The organism is Paucisalibacillus globulus DSM 18846, from assembly GCF_000482485.1.
Lineage (GTDB): Bacteria > Bacillota > Bacilli > Bacillales > Amphibacillaceae > Ornithinibacillus > Ornithinibacillus globulus.
Map to the genome: position 1 here is coordinate 249,258 of NZ_AXVK01000015.1, position 20,563 is coordinate 269,820.

At 35.1% G+C, this 20,563-nt stretch carries 17 protein-coding genes; 4 read left to right on the plus strand and 13 right to left on the minus strand.

Features of this window, described 5'->3' with window-relative positions; translation table 11 throughout:
• Positions 1-177: 177 nt before the first annotated feature.
• The 4 genes from K332_RS0104810 to citZ all read right to left on the minus strand — a co-directional run bounded on the left by K332_RS0104810 (position 178) and on the right by citZ (position 5,570).
• A complete protein-coding gene (locus tag K332_RS0104810) occupies positions 178-1,638 on the minus strand; it encodes an Msr family ABC-F type ribosomal protection protein (RefSeq protein ID WP_026906433.1) in 1,461 nt (486 codons plus the stop codon).
• A 507-nt stretch (positions 1,639-2,145) separates the two neighbouring features.
• The gene (mdh, locus tag K332_RS0104815) at positions 2,146-3,084 is read right to left on the minus strand and encodes a malate dehydrogenase (protein ID WP_026906434.1); all 939 of its coding nucleotides are present in this window, start codon (positions 3,082-3,084) and stop codon (positions 2,146-2,148) included.
• 21 nt (positions 3,085-3,105) lie between these two features.
• Positions 3,106-4,377 carry an NADP-dependent isocitrate dehydrogenase gene (gene icd, locus K332_RS0104820; RefSeq protein WP_026906435.1) on the minus strand — a complete coding sequence of 424 codons (1,272 nt, stop codon included), beginning with the start codon at positions 4,375-4,377 and terminating at the stop codon, positions 3,106-3,108.
• 77 nt (positions 4,378-4,454) lie between these two features.
• Positions 4,455-5,570 (minus strand): citrate synthase, encoded by a 1,116-nt coding sequence (gene citZ / locus K332_RS0104825; RefSeq protein ID WP_026906436.1) that lies wholly within the window; start codon positions 5,568-5,570, stop codon positions 4,455-4,457.
• Positions 5,571-5,949: 379 nt separating this feature from the next.
• Here citZ and ytvI point away from each other — a divergent pair, with 379 nt between their 5' ends.
• On the plus strand, positions 5,950-7,056 hold the full coding sequence (ytvI, locus tag K332_RS21925; RefSeq protein ID WP_051359346.1) for a sporulation integral membrane protein YtvI: 1,107 nt from the start codon (positions 5,950-5,952) through the stop codon (positions 7,054-7,056).
• Positions 7,057-7,062: 6 nt separating this feature from the next.
• Here the strand turns inward: ytvI and K332_RS0104835 are convergent, their stop codons facing one another.
• The 8 genes from K332_RS0104835 to dnaE all read right to left on the minus strand — a co-directional run bounded on the left by K332_RS0104835 (position 7,063) and on the right by dnaE (position 18,015).
• Positions 7,063-7,449 (minus strand): FxsA family protein, encoded by a 387-nt coding sequence (locus K332_RS0104835; protein WP_026906437.1) that lies wholly within the window; start codon positions 7,447-7,449, stop codon positions 7,063-7,065.
• A gap of 84 nt (positions 7,450-7,533) precedes the next feature.
• Complete coding sequence (pyk, locus tag K332_RS0104840; protein ID WP_026906438.1) at positions 7,534-9,294, minus strand: pyruvate kinase; 1,761 nt, start codon at positions 9,292-9,294, stop codon at positions 7,534-7,536.
• Positions 9,295-9,311: 17 nt separating this feature from the next.
• A complete protein-coding gene (gene pfkA / locus K332_RS0104845; protein WP_026906439.1) occupies positions 9,312-10,271 on the minus strand; it encodes a 6-phosphofructokinase in 960 nt (319 codons plus the stop codon).
• 425 nt (positions 10,272-10,696) lie between these two features.
• On the minus strand, positions 10,697-11,653 hold the full coding sequence (gene accA, locus K332_RS0104850) for an acetyl-CoA carboxylase carboxyl transferase subunit alpha (RefSeq protein WP_026906440.1): 957 nt from the start codon (positions 11,651-11,653) through the stop codon (positions 10,697-10,699).
• Positions 11,650-12,510 (minus strand): acetyl-CoA carboxylase, carboxyltransferase subunit beta, encoded by an 861-nt coding sequence (gene accD, locus K332_RS0104855; RefSeq protein WP_026906441.1) that lies wholly within the window; start codon positions 12,508-12,510, stop codon positions 11,650-11,652. Before accD ends, accA begins: the two co-directional genes overlap by 4 nt.
• Before the next feature lie 165 nt (positions 12,511-12,675).
• Positions 12,676-13,281 carry a FadR/GntR family transcriptional regulator gene (locus K332_RS0104860; protein ID WP_036688128.1) on the minus strand — a complete coding sequence of 202 codons (606 nt, stop codon included), beginning with the start codon at positions 13,279-13,281 and terminating at the stop codon, positions 12,676-12,678.
• 57 nt (positions 13,282-13,338) lie between these two features.
• The gene (ystJ, locus tag K332_RS0104865; protein WP_084287741.1) at positions 13,339-14,541 is read right to left on the minus strand and encodes an NADP-dependent malic enzyme; all 1,203 of its coding nucleotides are present in this window, start codon (positions 14,539-14,541) and stop codon (positions 13,339-13,341) included.
• Between the two features lie 120 nt (positions 14,542-14,661).
• Positions 14,662-18,015 carry a DNA polymerase III subunit alpha gene (dnaE, locus tag K332_RS0104870; protein WP_026906444.1) on the minus strand — a complete coding sequence of 1,118 codons (3,354 nt, stop codon included), beginning with the start codon at positions 18,013-18,015 and terminating at the stop codon, positions 14,662-14,664.
• Positions 18,016-18,146: 131 nt separating this feature from the next.
• Between dnaE and ytrH the strand changes: the two genes are divergently transcribed.
• From ytrH to K332_RS0104885, 3 genes are all read left to right on the plus strand, one after another.
• Positions 18,147-18,479, plus strand: a complete 333-nt coding sequence (gene ytrH / locus K332_RS0104875) for a sporulation membrane protein YtrH (protein WP_026906445.1) — start codon at positions 18,147-18,149, stop codon at positions 18,477-18,479.
• The gene (gene ytrI, locus K332_RS0104880) at positions 18,479-18,982 is read left to right on the plus strand and encodes a sporulation membrane protein YtrI (RefSeq protein WP_026906446.1); all 504 of its coding nucleotides are present in this window, start codon (positions 18,479-18,481) and stop codon (positions 18,980-18,982) included. The genes ytrH and ytrI overlap by 1 nt, the downstream gene beginning before the upstream one ends.
• A 312-nt stretch (positions 18,983-19,294) precedes the next feature.
• Complete coding sequence (locus tag K332_RS0104885) at positions 19,295-19,492, plus strand: YtzJ family protein (protein WP_026906447.1); 198 nt, start codon at positions 19,295-19,297, stop codon at positions 19,490-19,492.
• Positions 19,493-19,537: 45 nt separating this feature from the next.
• Here K332_RS0104885 and K332_RS0104890 read toward each other — a convergent pair whose 3' ends face one another.
• Complete coding sequence (locus tag K332_RS0104890; protein WP_026906448.1) at positions 19,538-20,476, minus strand: DHH family phosphoesterase; 939 nt, start codon at positions 20,474-20,476, stop codon at positions 19,538-19,540.
• Positions 20,477-20,563 lie beyond the last annotated feature (87 nt).

Consider the following 20,563-nt stretch of genomic DNA (forward strand, 5'->3'; position numbering starts at 1 on the left):
TACTTTAATCTTACAATGAAATCGAAATAAATAAAATGGTAGAAAGCTATTGTAAACAAATCTTTACAATGAATTGGGTTACCTTTATTTAGTCCCGAATCTAATATTCCATCCTAAGTTAAATTCGGGACTAAAAAGTTACAGAAATTCATTCAAGTTTCACAATATCCTTTATCATCAAACTTGCTTTATTGTCCTAGTAATCGGGTCAATTTCAAATTGAATATCAGATACATTTTCTATAAAAGCCCTATCATGTGACACAAATATTATAGTTCCATTATATCCTTCTATAAATAATTCTAATGCTTCTAAAGCTTGAATATCTAGAAAATTAGTTGGTTCATCTAACAACAATATATTATTTTCTCCCAAAAATAACCGACAAAGCTGAAGGCGTACTGATTCACCTCCACTTAAATCCTTCACATTCTTTTGCTGGTCAGTCCCAAGAAACTGCATTTTAGTTAATACTATTCTAAGAAATCCTTCATTATGCTGTGATCTATTTTTCAAAAATGATAAAACTGTTTCATCGGTTGAAAATCTATAGGCTGTTTGCTTGAAAAATCCTATTTTTACTTTAGGTGAAAGGATTAAACTTTCCCCAGCTTCTGCAATATAGTGCAATAATGTACTTTTCCCAGCACCGTTTGGACCAGTTATTGCAATTTTTTTACCGAGTGGAAATTGAAAATTAGCGTTTTCTAGAAGTACTTTTTTATGAGTAATTAACTTTAGACGATCTGCCATAATCGGAAATTTATTATAAAGTGTTAGTACCTTCGACTGGTGGAAAATAATGCTGTTTTCATATTTAACAGCTTCAATCTCCACCATTTTCTCAATACGACCTTCGATAGACTTCCCAGCCCGGTGTATTGCTTTCTGACTTGTCCCTTTTGACTTAGTCTTACCCAAGCGACTCGGCTTTTCTTTCGCCTTTTCCTTAGACCTTTTGTCAGATCGTAATATATTATCTGCCTTTTTTATCTTTTCAAGTGCTGCATTTTCCAGTCTATTCTTTTCCTTTATAAACAAGTCATAAGCCTGCATCTGTTGCTTGATTTCTTGTTGTTTGGTAGATGAATAATCAGAATAATTCCCCTTGAACACTTTTATTTTTCCATCATCCACTTCCCAAATTGTTGTAACTAACCTATCTAATAGACTCCTATCATGACTAACAAGAATTAATGCTCCATAATAATATTCTAATTGTTCGATTAGAAAAGATGTACCTGCTTGATCTAGATGAGTAGTAGGTTCATCCAATAATAAGGCTTCATGGTAATAAGAGAAAACGTTGGCCAATTTTAATTTTGTTTGCTCGCCTCCACTTCCCACACCATCAACATCAGATATTCCTAATTTGGATAGAATTGCACCATTCGTATCATTTTTTCCTGGTTTAGATACCTGCTCAAAATACTCGAATTCCACAAATTTATTTACTTTCCCAGTTGTTGGTTGAACAATTCCTGCAAGTAGTTTAAGGAGCGTACTTTTCCCTGCACCATTTTTTCCTACAATACCAATACGATCAAATTGATGAACTGCCAATCTATCAATTTCCAGAATCCTTTTATCTAAATAATTCATGCTAACATTTTGTAATTCAAATATAATATTTTCCATAAATGCTACCTCCCGAAATTTATTCGTATCGATAGCTAGGATCGATACAAGCTGTTTAGAAAACAAAGCTCGTATCAATAGAATAATAACGTCATAAAATTCACTCCCACTATTTTTCAATTAAAAGAAGCCACTGTCTGTGAGAAGAACGAGAAGCAAACCTACGTATTTGGAAACAAAAAAAGAAAGACGCCAATAATCACGTCTTTCTTCACCATTACTTCCGATATAGATGGACTTATTAAAAGTGGACAGACTATTCCCGTTACCCTGTCTACAGACAGAGACTTTGACCGTATAAAATTACGAATTCAAAGTGGAAATACGTAGTCTCACGATTAACAGTCCTCCTAACATTTTAATTACATACATCGTAACTTATGCTTTCCATAAAAGTCAAGGTTTACTTGAATTTGGTGTTAGAACCTCCTTTCCTCTTACCACTTAAACAAATAGCCACCAACAAAAAGAGCTTCATTCTACAACAAAGTAGAATGAAGCTCCAAGTTATTGCAATATATCCAACACATTCTTAACAGACTCAGCAGATTTATCAAGTGCTGCCTTTTCATCATCTGTTAATTCTAATTCAATAATCTTTTCAATACCATTACCACCCAAAATTGTTGGTACACCAAGGTAGATATTGTTATACCCATATTCACCTTCAAGATAGGCAATGGAAGGTAATACTCTACGTTGATCCTTGATAATTGCTTCAGCCATTACAACAAGTGATGCTGCAGGTGCATAATAGGCACTTCCGTTACCTAATAAGTTAACAATTTCTCCTCCACCTGTACGTGTTCTTGCCACAATTTCTTCAAGGCGGTCCTTAGTAAGTAAATTATCTAAAGGAATACCACCTGCATAAGAGTAGCGAATTAATGGGACCATATCATCACCATGGCCACCTAAAACGAATCCAGTAATGTCTTTTACGGATATATTTAACTCCTGTGCAATAAAGGTTCGGAAACGAGCAGTATCTAAAACTCCTGATTGACCGATTACACGTTCTTTCGGGAATCCAGATTCATTAAAGACTGTATAAGTCATCGCATCAACAGGATTTGTTAATACAACAATTATTGTTTCTGGAGAGTACTTTACAACTTCTTGTGTGACAGACTTCATGATTTTAGCATTTGTAGTTACCAAATCATCCCGACTCATGCCAGGCTTTCTTGCAATACCTGCAGTGATAATTACTAAATCAGAATCTCTTGTTTCTTCGTAGTTAGCTGTCCCAATAATATTAGCATCAAATCCCTGAACTGGACTCGCCTCTAACATATCAAGTGCTTTTCCTTTAGTTGGATTTTCCATGGAAGGAATGTCTACTAAAATAACATCCCCAAGCTCTTTTTGAGCTAACATTAATGCTGTAGTTGCTCCCGTGAAACCTGACCCTATTACGGAAATCTTTTTTCGCTTGTTTCTCAAAAGGCATTCTCCTTTAGAAAATTAGTCCATATTCTTAATTAATTCATCAGCAAACTCAGAACATTTAACTTCAGTTGCACCATCCATTAAACGTGCAAAGTCATATGTTACAACCTTAGATGCAATCGTCTTATCCATTGCTTTTGTAATTAAGTCACCAGCTTCTCTCCATCCAAGGTGTTCAAGCATTAATACACCAGAAAGAATAACAGATGATGGGTTAACTTTATCTAAGCCAGCATATTTAGGAGCTGTGCCGTGCGTAGCTTCGAAAATAGCATGGCCAGTATTATAGTTAATATTTGCTCCTGGAGCAATACCGATACCACCTACTTGTGCTGCAAGTGCGTCAGAAATATAATCTCCATTTAAGTTCATTGTAGCAACGACATCAAACTCATTTGGACGAGTAAGAATTTGTTGTAAGAAGATATCAGCAATCGCATCTTTTACAAGGATTTTACCTGCTGCTACCGCTTCATCTTGTGCTTTATTAGCTGCATCCTTACCGTCTTTTTCTGCGATGCGGTCATACTGTGCCCAAGTAAATACTTTGTCACCAAATTCTTCCTCAGCAACTTCATATCCCCAACCTTTGAAAGCACCTTCTGTAAATTTCATAATATTACCTTTATGAACTAATGTAACACTCTTACGTCCTTCGTTAATTGCATACTCAATTGCAGAACGAACTAAGCGTTTTGTTCCTTCTTCAGATACTGGTTTAATACCAATACCAGAAGTTTCAGGAAAGCGAATTTTATGTACTCCCATTTCATTTTTAAGGAATTCGATAACTTTTTTCACTTCATCAGAGCCTTTTTGCCACTCTATACCAGCATAGATATCTTCTGTATTTTCACGGAAAATAACCATATCCACATCTTCAGGGCGTTTTACTGGAGAAGGAACACCTTCAAAGTAACGAACTGGACGTAGACAAGTAAATAAATCTAGCTCTTGACGTAATGCAACATTTAATGAACGAATTCCACCACCAATTGGCGTTGTAAGAGGTCCTTTTATAGCAATTTTATAATCATCAATCTTATCTAATGTATCCTGTGGTAACCATTCACCAGTTTTATCGAATGCTTTTTGACCAGCATAAACTTCTAACCATTCAATTTTCTTTGTTCCGTTATATGCTTTTTCAACTGCTGCTTCAAGTACTTTACTTGCAGCTGCCCAAATATCTGGACCTGTTCCATCCCCTTCGATAAATGGAATAACCGGGTTATTTGGAACATTCATTTTACCATTTTCTACAATAATTTTTTCACCTTGTGACATTAATAATTCCTCCTGTACTAGTAAGCTTATCGTAATAATAGCCGGAAGAACCGGCTACTAAAACTAACAAAATTTTATTAGCGTTTTTCTAATGGTACATATTCTTGTGTATTTGGACCCACATACTCTGCACGAGGGCGGATTAATCGGTTGTTAGTATATTGCTCTAGAATATGAGCAATCCAACCGGATACACGACTCATTGCAAAGATTGGTGTAAATAAATCATGACCAATTCCGATACTATGATATACAGATGCGGAATAGAAATCTACGTTTGCTGGTAGACCTTTCTCTGCTTTAATGTAATCCTCTATTTCAACTGACATATTATACCATTTTGTTTGGCCAGTTAGTTCTGTTAATTCTTTAGACATTTTCTGAAGATGTTTTGCTCTTGGATCACCACTTCTGTATACACGGTGCCCCATACCCATAATTTTCTCTTTGTTTGCTAGTTTTTCTTTAATATACGGGATAGCATTTTCTTCTGTACCAATTTCAGTCAGCATCTTCATAACGCGCTCATTAGCACCACCATGAAGAGGCCCTTTTAGTGCTCCAATTGCTGCAGTAACACCAGAATACATATCTGATAATGTTGCAACACACACTCTAGCAGTAAAAGTAGATGCATTTAATTCATGATCAGCATGTAATACCAAGGCTTTATCAATTGCTTCTACTTCAATCGGACTAGGTTTTTCACCTTTTAACATATATAAAAAGTTTTCTGCATAACTAACATCTTTTAGTGGTTTAACTGGATCCTTACCTTGTCTAATACGAGAAAATGCTGCAACGATAGTAGCAATTTTAGCTTGTAAGCGAACTGCCTTTCGTCTATTAGCTTCTTCTTCCATAACATCTGATTCCTCATCATACAGCCCTAATAGAGAAATAGATGTTCTTAATGCTGACATAGGATGAACACTAGTTAAGTCATATGAACGTAATTGTTCAATGACTGGTTCAGGAACTTCCATATTCTCAAGCAATTCTTGTTTAAAGGCTTTCAATTCAGCTTTGTTTGGTAATTTAAGATTCCATAGTAAGTAAACAACTTCTTCAAAACTTGAATTTTCTGCAAGATCATCAATTCTATATCCTACATAAGTTAGTTGGTCATCAATGATAGAACTAACTGATGATTGTGTTGCAACTACCCCTTCAAGACCTTTCGTTGCTGTCATGATAAAACCCTCTCCTTTTTCTATATTGTTCTAACATTAAGCATTGAATAATGTTAAATAATTTCGACAATTCCCTAGTGATTTAATCGGATATTGTCAACCCCAAACTAATTATAATGTATTTTTAGTTTAAAGTGAAATGAAACCGTTTAAATAGTTTATGTTTTAATTTTTCTGGCAAGTTATTGTCTATTAATATTTCATTTCATATAAACATATAGTTTTATAGATATAGATCATTTTTAATGAACTTTTATGTAAACTCGTTCTGTGAGCCTCCATGAATTTCGACTATTCAGAGGATAAATTAAAAGTTTTAAACGTAATGATTACTTTTTACAATAACTCAAGGAAATACTTTATAAATGGGGTTGTTATTTTGTACAAGCAATATATTGATACGGTTGCCAGGGGATTTTTATTAATTCTTATTCTAACTTTAGTATTCTTTATCGTTAAGTTTACTATTGGTTATATTTATCCTTTTATTATTGCTTTTATTATTGCAGCGATGTTAAATCCTTCTGTTTCTTATTTCGAGCGGAAATGGAAGTTTCCCCGTATTGTGGCAACTATTTCTGTAATATCATTACTACTTCTGTTGTTTTTCATCATCATGGTTTTCTTATTTAATGAAATCATTCAAGGTTTGTTATCACTTCTAGAAAAACTACCAGACTACTTTCAATCTTTTGTAAAAATGGTGGAGTATCTAGCGAATGAACAAATCATCCCACTCTATCAAAATATTATTGCATTATTTCAGTCCTTAGATCCTTCACAGCAAAATGCCATTCAAGAAAACCTGGAAAACTATCTTGAAAAACTAACCGAGACTGGTACAAATATGATTCATACAGCAATTGGTCAATTACCTGAAATAGTTGTTTTCTTTCCAAACTCCATCACGATTTTTATCTTTATTTTACTTGCTACCTTCATGATGACAAATGATTGGCAACTACTAAATGGGAAATTACATCAAATACTACCTAAAAATCTACTATCCTTTGTAAGTGATCTTCATAAAGGAATAAAGAAAGCATTCTCAGGATATTTACGAGCACAATTCATTTTAATATTAATTTCTGCATCGATGATTTATATAGGACTGGTTATTTTAAAAGTAGACCATGCCTTAACCATCGCCGCTATAGCTGCCCTCGTAGACTTACTACCAGTTGTTGGTACAGGGATCATTTTTGTTCCATGGATTCTATATTCATTTGTTACTGGGGGTTTTTCTTTAACCATTGGATTAAGCATTCTTTATATGATCGTTATCATTGTTCGGCAGATGATAGAACCAAAGATATTATCTGCAAGCATCGGAGTAAATCCTTTAGTTAGTTTAATTATATTGTTCGTTACTATTCAAGTATGGGGGATTGCTGGTGTTATTCTTGCACCACTTATTCTGATATTCTTCTATGTATTATTTCAATCTGGTATTTTCATAAAGATGTTCAAATTTATTAAAGGTTAATCGTATTTATCTTCGGTGAATAATGATTCTATTTTTATCTATCATTTTTTTAATTAAAATACCAAGGAAAGGTTTCACAAAATTCCTTGTAAAAGGTAGGATAAGTATAAAACCTGTAAGATCTGTTATGAATCCTGGGCTAAATAATAAGACTCCACCAATAAATATACAAATTCCATCTATTATTTCTCTAGCAGGAACTTGACCATATTGAATAGCGCTTTGTGCACGTTTCCAGGTCTCTAATCCTTCTTTCTTAGCCAAATTGACTCCGATGAATCCGGTTAATAATATGATAATTACTATCCACCATGGACCAATAATTCCACCAGCCCAAATAAATAAACCAATTTCAGCTGCAGATAAAGCAAGAAAAAATAATAACCATTTCACTGGATATCTCCCCTTTTAAGGAAAAAGAAGGGAGATTTCCCTTCTTTTATAATTTAGAAATGTAGATTTATAAAAAGTAAAGTCCTATAGTACCCCTGCGTGACCTTTGTAAATGTCACCTTTTGTGCTGTCGATTGTAATATCTTCACCGTCTTTTATTAGTTCAAATGCATTTTCAACACCAACCACAACAGGAATTCCTAAACTCAACCCTACTACGCCTGCATGAGAAGTTAATCCCCCTTCAAGCGTTACAATACCAGCAGACTTTTCAATTGCCGGCATCATATCACGGTCAGTTCCATAAGTTACAATGATATCTCCTTGCTTAACTTTACTTAGTGCTTCTTCTGCATTCTTTACAATGACTGCTCTTCCGTATGCACTTCGTTTACCGATACCTTGGCCTTTTGCAATGACATCACCAATGATATGAATTTTCATGATGTTCGTTGCACCAGTTTCTCCAACTGGAACACCAGCAGTAATAACTACTCGATCGCCACGTTTTAATAGGTTGTTTGAAAGCCCAAGCTCTATAGCATTATCTAGCATTTCATCGGTTGAGTTTGCTCTGTCACCTGAAATAGCATGAACACCCCAAACTAAAGATAGCTGTCGGTTTACACGCTGATTATGTGTAATAGCTACAATTGGTGCTTTTGGTCTATATTTAGAAATCATTCTAGCCGTATGTCCACTCTCTGTAGGTGTAACAATTGCACTTACGGATAGGTTCATTGCTGTATGTGTTACCGATTGACTAATAGCATCTGTAATTGTCATATCAACAGATTGACTACGATTTTTTAAAATAGAAGAATGATCAAGAGCTGTTTCTGTTTTTTCAGCAATATTATTCATCGTTCTTACTGACTCAACTGGATAATTTCCAGCTGCAGTTTCTCCAGAAAGCATAATAGCATCTGTACCATCAAAAATAGCATTTGCCACATCCGATGCTTCAGCTCTTGTTGGACGTGGATTTCTTTGCATGGAATCAAGCATTTGAGTTGCTGTTATAACTGGTTTACCAGCTGTATTACACTTTTGAATCAACATTTTTTGAACTAGTGGAACATCTTCTGCAGGTATTTCTACTCCTAAGTCCCCACGAGCAACCATTAATCCATCACTAACCTCTAGGATGCTATCTATATTATCAACACCCTCTTGGTTCTCAATCTTTGGTATAAGTTGAATATGTGCTGCATTATGTTGTTCTAGTAATTCTTTAATTTCTAGAATATCGGAAGGTCTACGTACAAATGAAGCAGCGATAAAGTCCAAATCTTGTTCAATACCAAACTTAATATCGTTTGCATCCTTTTCTGTAATACCTGGTAGATTAACGGATACGTTTGGAACGTTAACACCTTTTTTGTTTTTAATTAGTCCAGAGTTTAGTGCTACTGTTTTTAATTCTTTATTAGCTTGATCGATTTCCACTACTTCTAGTTCAATTAGACCGTCATCTAGTAAAATTCTTGATCCAACATGAACATCATCAATTAAACCAGGGTATGTGATAGAAAAGCGTTCCGCAGTACCTTCTACTTCCTTCATAGCTATATACACTGTATTACCTTGAATAAGTTCTGCTTGTCCTTCTATGAAATTGCCTGTACGAATCTCTGGACCTTTTGTGTCAAGTAAGATAGCAACAGTCTTCCCAGTTTTTTCAGCAGCCTCTCGAATGTTTTTAATACGTGCTCCATGCTCTTCGTAATCCCCATGGGAAAAATTCAAGCGGGCGACATTCATTCCAGCCTCCATTAAATTCACCAATGTTTCCACTGATTCGGAAGCGGGTCCGATTGTACAGACAATTTTTGTTCTTCTCATGAATAAATTCCTCCTAATTATATCGATAATTCCTTAGATAATTGGTACATTTCTTCATCAATCGTATGCTTTTGGCCGAGAATATCCGAAATATCATGATCAACTAAACGATTACTTTGAATACCAACCATTCTTCCAGCTTTACCTTGTAATAATAATTCTACAGCTTTTGCTCCTAAACGACTTGCAAGAACACGATCGTTAGCAGTTGGTGAACCACCGCGTTGAATATGACCTAGAACAGTCACACGTGTTTCTAGATTAGTCTCTTTTTGAATCTGTTCACCATAATCAATCGCACTTCCAACACCTTCAGCTAAAATGATGATACTATGCTTCTTACCGCGTTCAACCCCACGTTTTAAACGTGATATTACTTCGTTTAAATCATCTGGTTTCTCTGGGATTAAGATACTTTCAGCACCATCTGCAAGTCCCGCCCATAAAGCAAGGTCTCCTGCATTTCTTCCCATTACCTCAATAACATACGTACGTTCATGAGAAGTTGCTGTATCACGGATTTTGTCAATAGCTTCAATAATTGTATTTAGAGCTGTATCAAATCCAATAGTAAAATCTGTTCCAGCGATATCATTATCAATTGTACCCGGGATACCAATACAAGGAAATCCTTTTTCAGTTAGTTTTTGTGCTCCTCGGAAACTACCATCCCCACCAATAACGATTAGTCCTTCGATTCCGAATTTCTTTAACTGTTCTATTCCTTTTCGTTGGCCATCTTCTGTTTTAAATTCATCACTTCTTGCCGTATATAGCTTTGTACCACCACGTTGAATGATGTCACCGACAGAGCCCACATCCATTTTTTCAATATTTCCATCAATTAGACCTTGATAGCCATTTTTAATACCGTATATTTCAACTTCATGAAAAACACACTTACGAACAACTGCACGAATAGCTGCATTCATGCCGGGTGCATCTCCACCACTTGTTAATACTCCTAGTCTCTTCATACACTTACCACCTCAATTAATATTATCATTTTTAGTATGTACTTGATGAATTGATTTACTACGATTAGTAGTGGTACATTTCTCAAAGGCTAGTACTTCTAATTCATCCTTCTCATTAAAAGATAAGACTTAAAACTTAAAATATCAATTAAAAACACTGGAAAAACCCAGTTTATTGATATGTGTTTTACTTTATCGAATGATTTGATTGAATAAGTAGAACATATTGGAATTAAGTTATACTTTAACTATCTATAAAATTAGTGTTAGATATAACATCCACAGACTTGAAAAACTACATCTTTTTCCATAACTATTTCATCATGGTTCTATTTTAATTTCGTCGTTAAAATAGAACCATGACACAAAAATAAAAAAGTTGTCACAGTTTTAGGGATGAATCCCCAAAACTGTAACAGCCTTTTTTATATTTCCTTATATTCTCCAATTTGTTTATACTTTTCCCATCTTTTCTCTAATAATTCCTCAACAGAAAAGATATTTAACTCTTTCAGTGATTTTTCTAATACAGCATCGATATTAGTCGCTTGTTGTTTAATATCACGATGGGCTCCACCTTTTGGTTCTGGAATGATTTCATCTACAATTCCAAGTTCAAACAAGTCTGGAGCAGTAATTCTCATGGATTCAGCAGCTCTTTGAGCCAGTCCAGAATCTTTCCATAAAAGTGCTGCCGCACCCTCTGGAGATATTACAGAGTAGGTAGAGTTCTCTAACATAAAGATGCGATCACCAACACCTAGAGCTAGTGCACCACCACTTCCACCTTCACCAATTACAATACATACGACCGGAACCTTTAGACCTGCCATCTCCATTAGGTTTCTAGCAATTGCTTCACTTTGACCACGTTCCTCAGATTCCTTACCAGGGTCTGCCCCTTTTGTATCAATAAAACAAATAATTGGTCGATTAAACTTATCTGCCTGTTTCATATGTCTTAAGGCTTTTCTATACCCTTCAGGGTGTGGCATACCAAAGTTCCTACGAATATTTTCTTTCGTGTTTTTTCCACGTTGATGTCCAATAACAGTTACAGGAATGTCTTTGTAATACGCTACACCTGAAACGATTGCCTCATCATCACCAAAATTTCTATCCCCATGGAACTCAAGGAAATCTGTGAACAACTCCCCAATATAATCTAAAGTAGTTGGTCTTTCTTGATGTCTAGCCATCTGAACACGTTGCCAAGGTTTCAAGTTACCATAAATATTTTCCTCTAAATCTTCTAAACGCTTTTCAAGAGTAGCAATCTCTTCAGACAAATCTATTTCACTTTCACCAGTGAACTTCTTTAATTCGGCAATTTTTTCTTTTAAGTTAACAATTGGCTTTTCAAATTCAAGTATTTGCTTCATTCAGGACGAGCCCCCTTCTGATGCATCTTAAGCAGCATTCCTAAAATATTGTTTAAGTCATGGCGATGGATTACTTTGTCTAGCTGGCCATGCTTTAATAAGAATTCTGCAGTTTGAAAGTCATCTGGTAACTTTTCCCTGGTCGTTTGCTCAATGATACGTCTTCCAGCAAAACCGATTAATGCACCTGGTTCGGCAAAGTTATAGTCTCCTAAAGAGGCAAAACTAGCAGAAACCCCACCAGTTGTAGGATGAGTCATAACAGAAATCATCAGTCCTCCAGCATCTGAAAATCGTTTAATTGCCACTGATGTTTTAGACATCTGCATTAAACTTAGTACACCTTCTTGCATTCTAGCTCCTCCAGATGCGGTAAAAATAATAAACGGTATAGATTCTTTTCTAGCATTTTCAATTGCTCTAGCAATCTTTTCACCCATTACAGAGCCCATACTTCCCATACGATATCTTGAATCCATTACGGCAAATGCTGTTTCTTGCCCGTCTATTAAACCTTTACCAGTGACCACACCTTCATTTAGCCCGGTCTTTTCCCGGTCTTTTTGCATTTTTTCATCGTAATCCGGAAAATCCAATGGATTGGAGGTGATTAAGTTACTATCCCATTCTTTAAAAGTACCCTTATCAAACAGACTATCAATTCGTTCCCAAGCATTTAATTGATGATGGTGACCACAGTTTGGACATACATTTAAATTAGTGCTCAATTCTTTACGATAAATAATCTTACTACAGTTATCACATTTTTTCATTAATCCTTGTGGAATATCAACCTTTGATCCTTCGGTAGGGATAGAGGCGTATTTCTTCTTATTATTAAAAAGATCCTTAAGCAAGATATGAGTCCCCCTTTATTAACCAACCACTATACATAACAGATTTCCATTCGGTCTAACATCACTCTTAAAACCTGATTATTTAACTATACAGAAGTCTATACAAAAAAGTTGTCATTAATAGTCGAAGAAAAAGAAAAAAATAATAGATTATAATTTCAAAACTTAATATAGTTTTTCTTCGTTAAATAGACCTTCAATAGATGGATAGTTTTGGGTTTTATAGATTTCAATTAAATTAGTATAAAATTCACTTGAGTAGTGATTCGAAAAACTTTTTGAATATTCATCAATTAACCCCCACATACGTGCTAATAATTGATTTTCAGTCAACTCTAAAACATATTTAAAGAACGAATAATGTTGTTCTTTTATAGTGGTAGAGGAATTATTCAACTTATTCTCTAATTGTTCCAGTTTCACTTGATCCATCTGATGACAAATAAGTTTAGCTGCCTCTTTCTCTAAAAGACGCTTCACGATATGCAATTCATCTTTAGTAGTTTGACTAAGTATGAATGTAGATAATAGCTCAACCGTATGATATGGGCGATACTTACTTAAATACGTGCCACCACCGTGTCTTGTCTCTATCACTCCAATTAACTCCATCGCCCTTAATGCCTCTCGTATAGATGATCTGCCAGCACCTAACTTTTCCGACAATTCCCTTTCAGAAGGAAGTTTATCTCCAGGCCTTAAATCATTAACCTCGATAAACTTGCGAATTTCTTCTAATACCCCTTGATATACTTTTTGTTTAGGTGACATGGACACCCCATGTTTCACTCCTTTAAGTAAAAACCCTTTTCTTGAAAGGAAATGTAATTACTTAATATTTGCAAGCTTTCTTGTCTTTTCTATAATTTCTTCAGGGTCCACCTGGATGCGTGCAACACCTGATTCCATTGCTGCTTTTGCCACTTCCGAAGCCACTAATGGGGCTACTCTTGGGTCAAAAGGGGCAGGGATAACATAATCCTCATTCAATTCATTCTCAGATATCAATGATGCAATTGCTTCTGCTGCTGCAACTTTCATCTTTTCATTAATACGAGTAGCTCGTACATCTAGTGCACCTCGGAAAATCCCTGGAAATGCAAGTACATTATTTACTTGGTTTGGAAAATCTGATCGACCTGTGCCAATCACTTTTGCCCCTGCTTCTTTTGCGTCCTCTGGTAGTATTTCAGGATCTGGGTTAGCCATCGCAAAAATAATTGGATCGGCATTCATTTTTCTAACCATATCTTTTGTTAATGCACCTGCTACTGATACACCGATGAATACATCAGCACCATCTAACACTTCTTCCAATGAACCTTCTTTTTTATCACGGTTTGTTATTTTAGATATAGAGTCCTTTACATCATTCATCCCATAAGAACGTCCCTCAAAAATCGCACCTCGAGAATCGCACATAATAACATCACGTACTCCAAAATGATACAGCAATTTAACGATTGCAATTCCTGCCGCACCTGCACCATTTGCAACAACTTTTATTTCTGAAAAAGTCTTTCCAACTAACTTTAATGCATTGATTAAACCAGCCACTGTAACGATAGCTGTTCCATGTTGGTCATCATGAAAAATAGGAATATTCGTTTCCTTTTTTAATCGTTCTTCGATAATAAAGCAGTTAGGAGCCGCTATATCTTCTAAATTAACCCCACCAAATGTAGGTTCCATCAATTTTACAGTTTTCACAATCTCATCCACATCATGTGTATCTAAACAAATTGGGAAGGAGTCCACTCCAGCAAATGTCTTAAATAATACTGCCTTCCCTTCCATAACTGGAAGTGCGGCCTCTGGACCAATATTACCCAAACCAAGAACTGCGGAACCGTCACTTACAACGGCAACCATATTCCCTTTCATCGTATAGTCATAAACCGTTTCTTTACGGTCATGAATCACCTTACAAGGTTCAGCAACTCCGGGAGAATAAGCTAGACTTAGTTCCTTTGCATTTGTTACTGGCACCTTTGTTACGGTTTCCAGTTTTCCCTTATTTTGTTTGTGCATATGCAATGCTTCATCTTTTAAATTCACTTCTATTTAGCTCCTTTTTGCGAGTTGAAGTGGTCTGACCACTTAACTATTACATTATATCAAAATGTTGTACTCTGTAAAGTTTCGTTTATTTTACGTTCGTTCATAAACCACATTTGGTTTTCCAAAAAAGTCTGTCAAGGTGTTCAATGTTTCTTTATTCACATGAATAAAATATTCTTTTGCCAACCGATAGGTCTTCTTTTGTTCTTCATGATAAACAATAACCGGAGTTGATCCAGGATTTGCTTTTGCAATATTTAAAATTACAGGCAGAGCATCCTTACTAGTTTGCTCTGTTGTCTTAATAAACAACCTCTGATTAACTTTATTAACCAATTTCTTTTCATCAAATGGTTCAATCATTGAAAGTAACCATTGTTTCTTGCCATTTCGCTTCTCTATTTTCCCAGAGATAAATATTAACGTTTCCTCTTCAATAAAACGACCTTCCTTACGATAAAGTTCAGGAAATACTACCGCATCCATATCTTCCGTCTCATCACTAAGGATTAGAAAAGCCATCGGTTCGCCTCGTTTTGTACGAATCGTTTTAATTCCTTGGATAATTACGGCACTTTTGAAACTTTTACTTTCCTCAATACTTTCAGCATGGTTTAAGGAAATGTAACCATTCTCTCTTAACTGGTTTCGATACTGCAGAAGTGGGTGACTAGATATATAGATGCCAAGTAACTCTTTTTCATCAGAAAGCTTTTTAATTTGGGTGAAGTCCTCAATATCTACATAATTAGGTACAAGATCTATTTGGTCTTGGAATAAACTTGGTTGATCTGTAAATTCTCTAAACAACTCACCTGATTCAACCGCTTGATCTATAGAAGCTAAAAGACTCGCTCTATTATCGTAAGTGTCATCAAATGCCCCAGCCATTATTAATGACTCCATCGTTGCACGATTGACGATTTTAGGTGAAATACGTAGACAAAAATCAAATAAGTTTTTAAATGGGCCATGTTTTCTGACACCGATAATCTCCTGAACAGCCTGTTTCCCAACACCTTTAATGGATTGTAATCCCATTCGAATACAATCATTCTCTACCGTAAAACGACCATAACTTCTGTTGATAGAAGGTGAACTAATTTTAATGGATAAGTCCTTCATTTCTTTGATATACATATGAATTTTGTCATGCTGATTACCAATGGATGTTAAGAGTTCCGCATAAAAATGCTTTGGAAAATGAATCTTTAAGTAGGCCAATCGATAGGATATTTTACTATAGGCAACTGCATGACTTTTTGGAAATCCATAATTAGAAAACTTCACAATCCATGCAAAAATCTCTTCTCCAACTTTTCTTTCGTACCCATTCTTCATACACCCTTGGATAAAGTCTTCTTCTTGCTGGTCCATAATGTCTTGCTTTTTTTTACTTACTGCACGTCTTAAGACATCTGCCTCTCCCAGTGTATAACCTGCAATGTGATGGGCAATTTGCATAATCTGTTCCTGATAAATTAAAACACCATACGTACTGTTCAGAATAGGTTCTAAATCTGGATGTGGATAAGTTACCTTTTTCCTACCATGTTTTCTCTCAATGTATGTCGGGATAAAATCCATAGGACCGGGCCTATATAAAGCATTTACTGCTACAATATCATCAAAAGAACTCGGCTGTAATTGTTCCAATACTTGCTTCATTCCATCAGATTCCAATTGGAAAACACCATTAGTCTTTCCTTTTTTTAATAAATCAAAAGTTAAGTCATCGTGTTCGGGAATTTCATCTAGCTGAAAATCCTTCATTTCTTTATAACGAATAGAATCTACAATCCGCTCAATAAGTGTTAAGTTTCGCAACCCTAAAAAGTCCATTTTAAGTAAACCTAATGACTCAAGGTCATTCATAGGATACTGCGTTAAAGCTGTACTAGTTGCTCCTATCGTTAATGGAACATGTTCAACAAGTGGTTTCTCACTAATTACAACCCCTGCAGCATGGGTGGAAACATGTCTCGGTATACCTTCTAATATAGTTGCAATTTTAAATAGACCTTTCAAACTCTCAGATTGCTGTACGTAATTTGTTAACTCATTAGATGAATTTAATATGCTTGCTAATGTACCGGAAGTTTGGTTCGGAATATGGTTTAGAATAAAGTATATATCCTGTTGGTTAATGTCCATCGTTTTTCCCAATTCCCTAATTAAGGAACGAGGAGCAAATGTACCAAAGGTAATAATTTGCGCAACATGCTCGGGCCCGTATCTATCCCGAACATATGCAATCACCTCATCCCGTCTAATATCGGAAAAATCTATATCAATATCAGGCATGGTAATTCGTTCTGGATTCAAAAATCGTTCAAACAATAGATTATATTTAATAGGATCCACGTCCGTTATTCCTAATGAATAGGCAACGATAGATCCTGCTGAAGAACCACGACCGGGACCAACCATAATACGTTGTTCTTTCGCATATTTAATAAAATCCCAAACGATAAGAAAATAATCACTAAAGTTCATTGATTTAATAATGGAAAGTTCATGTTCCAGTCTTGCTTTAATCTGCTCTGTAACATGAAGATAACGATTTTTAATATTATCCCAACAAATTTTCTCCAAGTATTCATGTGCAGAAAACCCATTTGGAACTGGATATGTCGGAAGCATTCTCGCATCAAAATCTAATGTAACCGTACATTTATCCTGGATATTTGTAGTTTCTTTTATAACTTCTGGCCAATCATGAAATAATTGCTCCATCTCATATATAGGTCGCAAATGATGTTGTTTATTATTCAGTTTTGCATGCTGTATGGACCAATTTTTACCATGCTTCATTGCTTGTAGACAATCATATGCATAGACATCCTTTTCCCGTAAGTAAGAAACATCATTAATTGCAACAGCTTTTGTCTGGTATATATCCTGATAGGCCTTTATTCCTTTATTAAACAGTTTGTCGTTTTCAGAACCAAAGTCGACAACTCCTAAATAAAAATCGTCTTTTCCAACAAGTGATTTCCAGAATGAGAGGTAGTTTTCAATTTGCTCATAGGAGGAGTTTTGTATTAAATGATATACTCTACTTTTACCCACTGGGAGAATCATAACTAAGTGATTAATATAATCAGCTAATTGAACTTTTTCAATTCCATGTTGCTGACTTCTTTGAATATCTGTACTTAATTTAGTTAAGTTCTTATAGCCCTTATTATTTTTAGCTAGTAAAATGATTTCTTCTGAATTCTCCTCATCGTCTAACACGGTTACTGTCATTCCAATAATAGGCTTTATTCCACTCTTCATACATGCCTTATAAAAGGGAATTACCCCGTATAACACATTCTCATCTGTGATACTCAAACCACTAAATCCTAACTGTTTGGCCTGATTTATTAACTTTTCAATTGTGATTGTACTATTTAAAAAGCTATAAGCTGTTTTAACTTGCAAATGAGTAAATGACATACTATCCCGCCTCTTCTTTCTCTTATTCTATTATAGCCAAATTTGACGCTATCTGTATATCAACAAACATAACTTGTCCCTAATCTTCATAGAATGAAGGGAACACAACTATTAGTTAAGGGGTATTCATAATGGAAGAACGATTTTTCGCACAATTTATCCATTGTTTTTTTATTGCCTTTGGTGTAATTATAGGTGGATCACTAATAGGAAGTATCGGTGCATTTGCAACAGGGGATGCACCATTAACTGAGGTACTCCGAATTGGAAAGAAACTAGGAATCTGGGCAATCGTTGCAGCAATTGGCGGAACATTTGATGCCATTGAAAAATTCCAGGATGGTTTTCTTGAGGGAACTTCTATAGAAATTTTAAAACAAGGACTGCTGATACTGTCAGCTATGGGGGGCGCAAAAACAGCGATGATTATTCTTGAATGGCTCGTTCAGGAGGAAATTACATAATGCATATCCCTAGGTATTATCGAAAACCTGGATGGCAACGATTTTTAGTTGGAATCTTCTTTGGTGCACTTTTTTCCTATTGGGTTGTATTATTTATGTACGGAACAATGTATGAGCGTTTATTAGAAGAAAACAGTGAAATCCAAGGAAAGTTGGAAAACGCTGAAAAAAAAGTCCTGGCACTAGAAAAGGATAAAGCAGATTTAAATGAATTATCCAAACAAAAAATTACCGTGGAAGAAATTGATTTAGAGATTTTGAATGCAACCGATTTAAAAATAGATACTTTACTACAACACCAGTTAGAAAGCCTTGTTAAAGAAGAAATCGAAGACATTATCGGAAGAGAAATTCAGTCAATTGGGGAAAGTGATACCCTAATATTCTCCGCCATAGAAAATAAAACCTTTAAAGTGGATGATTTCACCTACTATTTTGAAATAGAAAGATTAGTCATTGCTCCTACCGTTAGAATTGTTGTTAAAGCAAAGATTTCTAATTAACTTCACTTGTAAACAAACACCTAAACCTTTCCTTTAACATATGTTTACTGGGAAAGGTTTTTTATCGGAATTCCCCAATATTTACCAACTTGGTAATCCCTTTAAAAACAATAATATTTAGAATTAAGTTTTTATTATGTGAACATTTCATGAAACAGTTCTTTTGTAGGTATTAATTCCAATAATTTTCAAGTAAAATATGGATATAGATGAATAATCATTCATATAATAGCAAAAGTGGAAATACCTGTTAAAAACCTTATCCGTAAAACTATATAATTCTTTAATAAATTATGAAAGGAGAGGATTCATATGTTAATCATGAATGAGAGAACTACACGAGACCGTAAGATTGAACAATTAATGAATGGCCGTACAGCTTATGCAGAATCCAAAGAAGTCATTCGCTTGATTAAGAGAGACATAGAAAGATATGGACTTCAAGTATATTATGATGAAACACCTACTGGTTGCTGGTTTATTCCTATCACAACTAGCAAGAGTAGTTAAATGTGCTGATTTCTGTTGAGAAATCAGCACGTTTTTGTTTACGGCTTACATTTTATAACGTTCAACTGTTTCTTTCAAATCTCGAACAACACCCTCTGCTTCATCCCATGAATAAACAGAGGCTCCGGAGGCTAATGGATGACCACCACCGTTGTATTTTGCAGCTACTCCGTTAATAACTGGTCCTTTTGAACGTAATCGAACACGGATTTGATCTTCTTCTTCAATAAAGAACACCCAAGCTAGAATTCCTTCAATTTCTCCTAATGTACCAACTAGCTGTCCAGTCTCTAAAGGACTAATATTAAATTCATCAAGAATATCCCTCTTTAGTTTAATGACACTCAGACCATTATCAAGTGTAAAGTTTTGAAGAATGTACCCTCGCATTCTGGCGATATTGTCCTTGACATTATAAATACCATCATATAACTTTGTACGATCAAAATCGTATGTCACTAACTCTGCAGCATATTGTAGTGTTTTTTTTGTCGTACTAGGAAATAAAAATCTTCCCGTATCCCCTACAATTCCACCATACAGTAATCTCGCTGCATCATCATTCATTATTAATCCTTCTGCATGTAAATAAAACTCATAAATCATTTCACTTGTTGAGCTTGCTGTTGTATCTACCCATCTAATATCTCCATATTGATCAACATCAGGATGATGATCAATTTTAATAATTTTATCACCGAGTGAATATCGTTGGTCATCAATTCTTGCTGTATTAGCAGTATCACAAATAATCACTAGAGCATCTTGATAAATGGAATCATCCATTGTTTCCATTCCAACTAGAAATGTAAGTGATGGATCGTCTTCACCAACAACATACACTCGCTTCTCAGGATAGGATGCTTTAATTAACTCTTTTAGGCCCGCTTGAGAGCCCAGTGCATCAGGGTCTGGTCGAACATGTCGATGAATTATAATCGTGTTATATTCCTTAATGGCTTGTTGTATTGCTTTTATAGACATTGTAGTTCTCCTTATTGTTCAAATTATTATCACACAATAACTAGCTAAAATTATGTATAAAATGTTAAAATATATATTGGACAACTT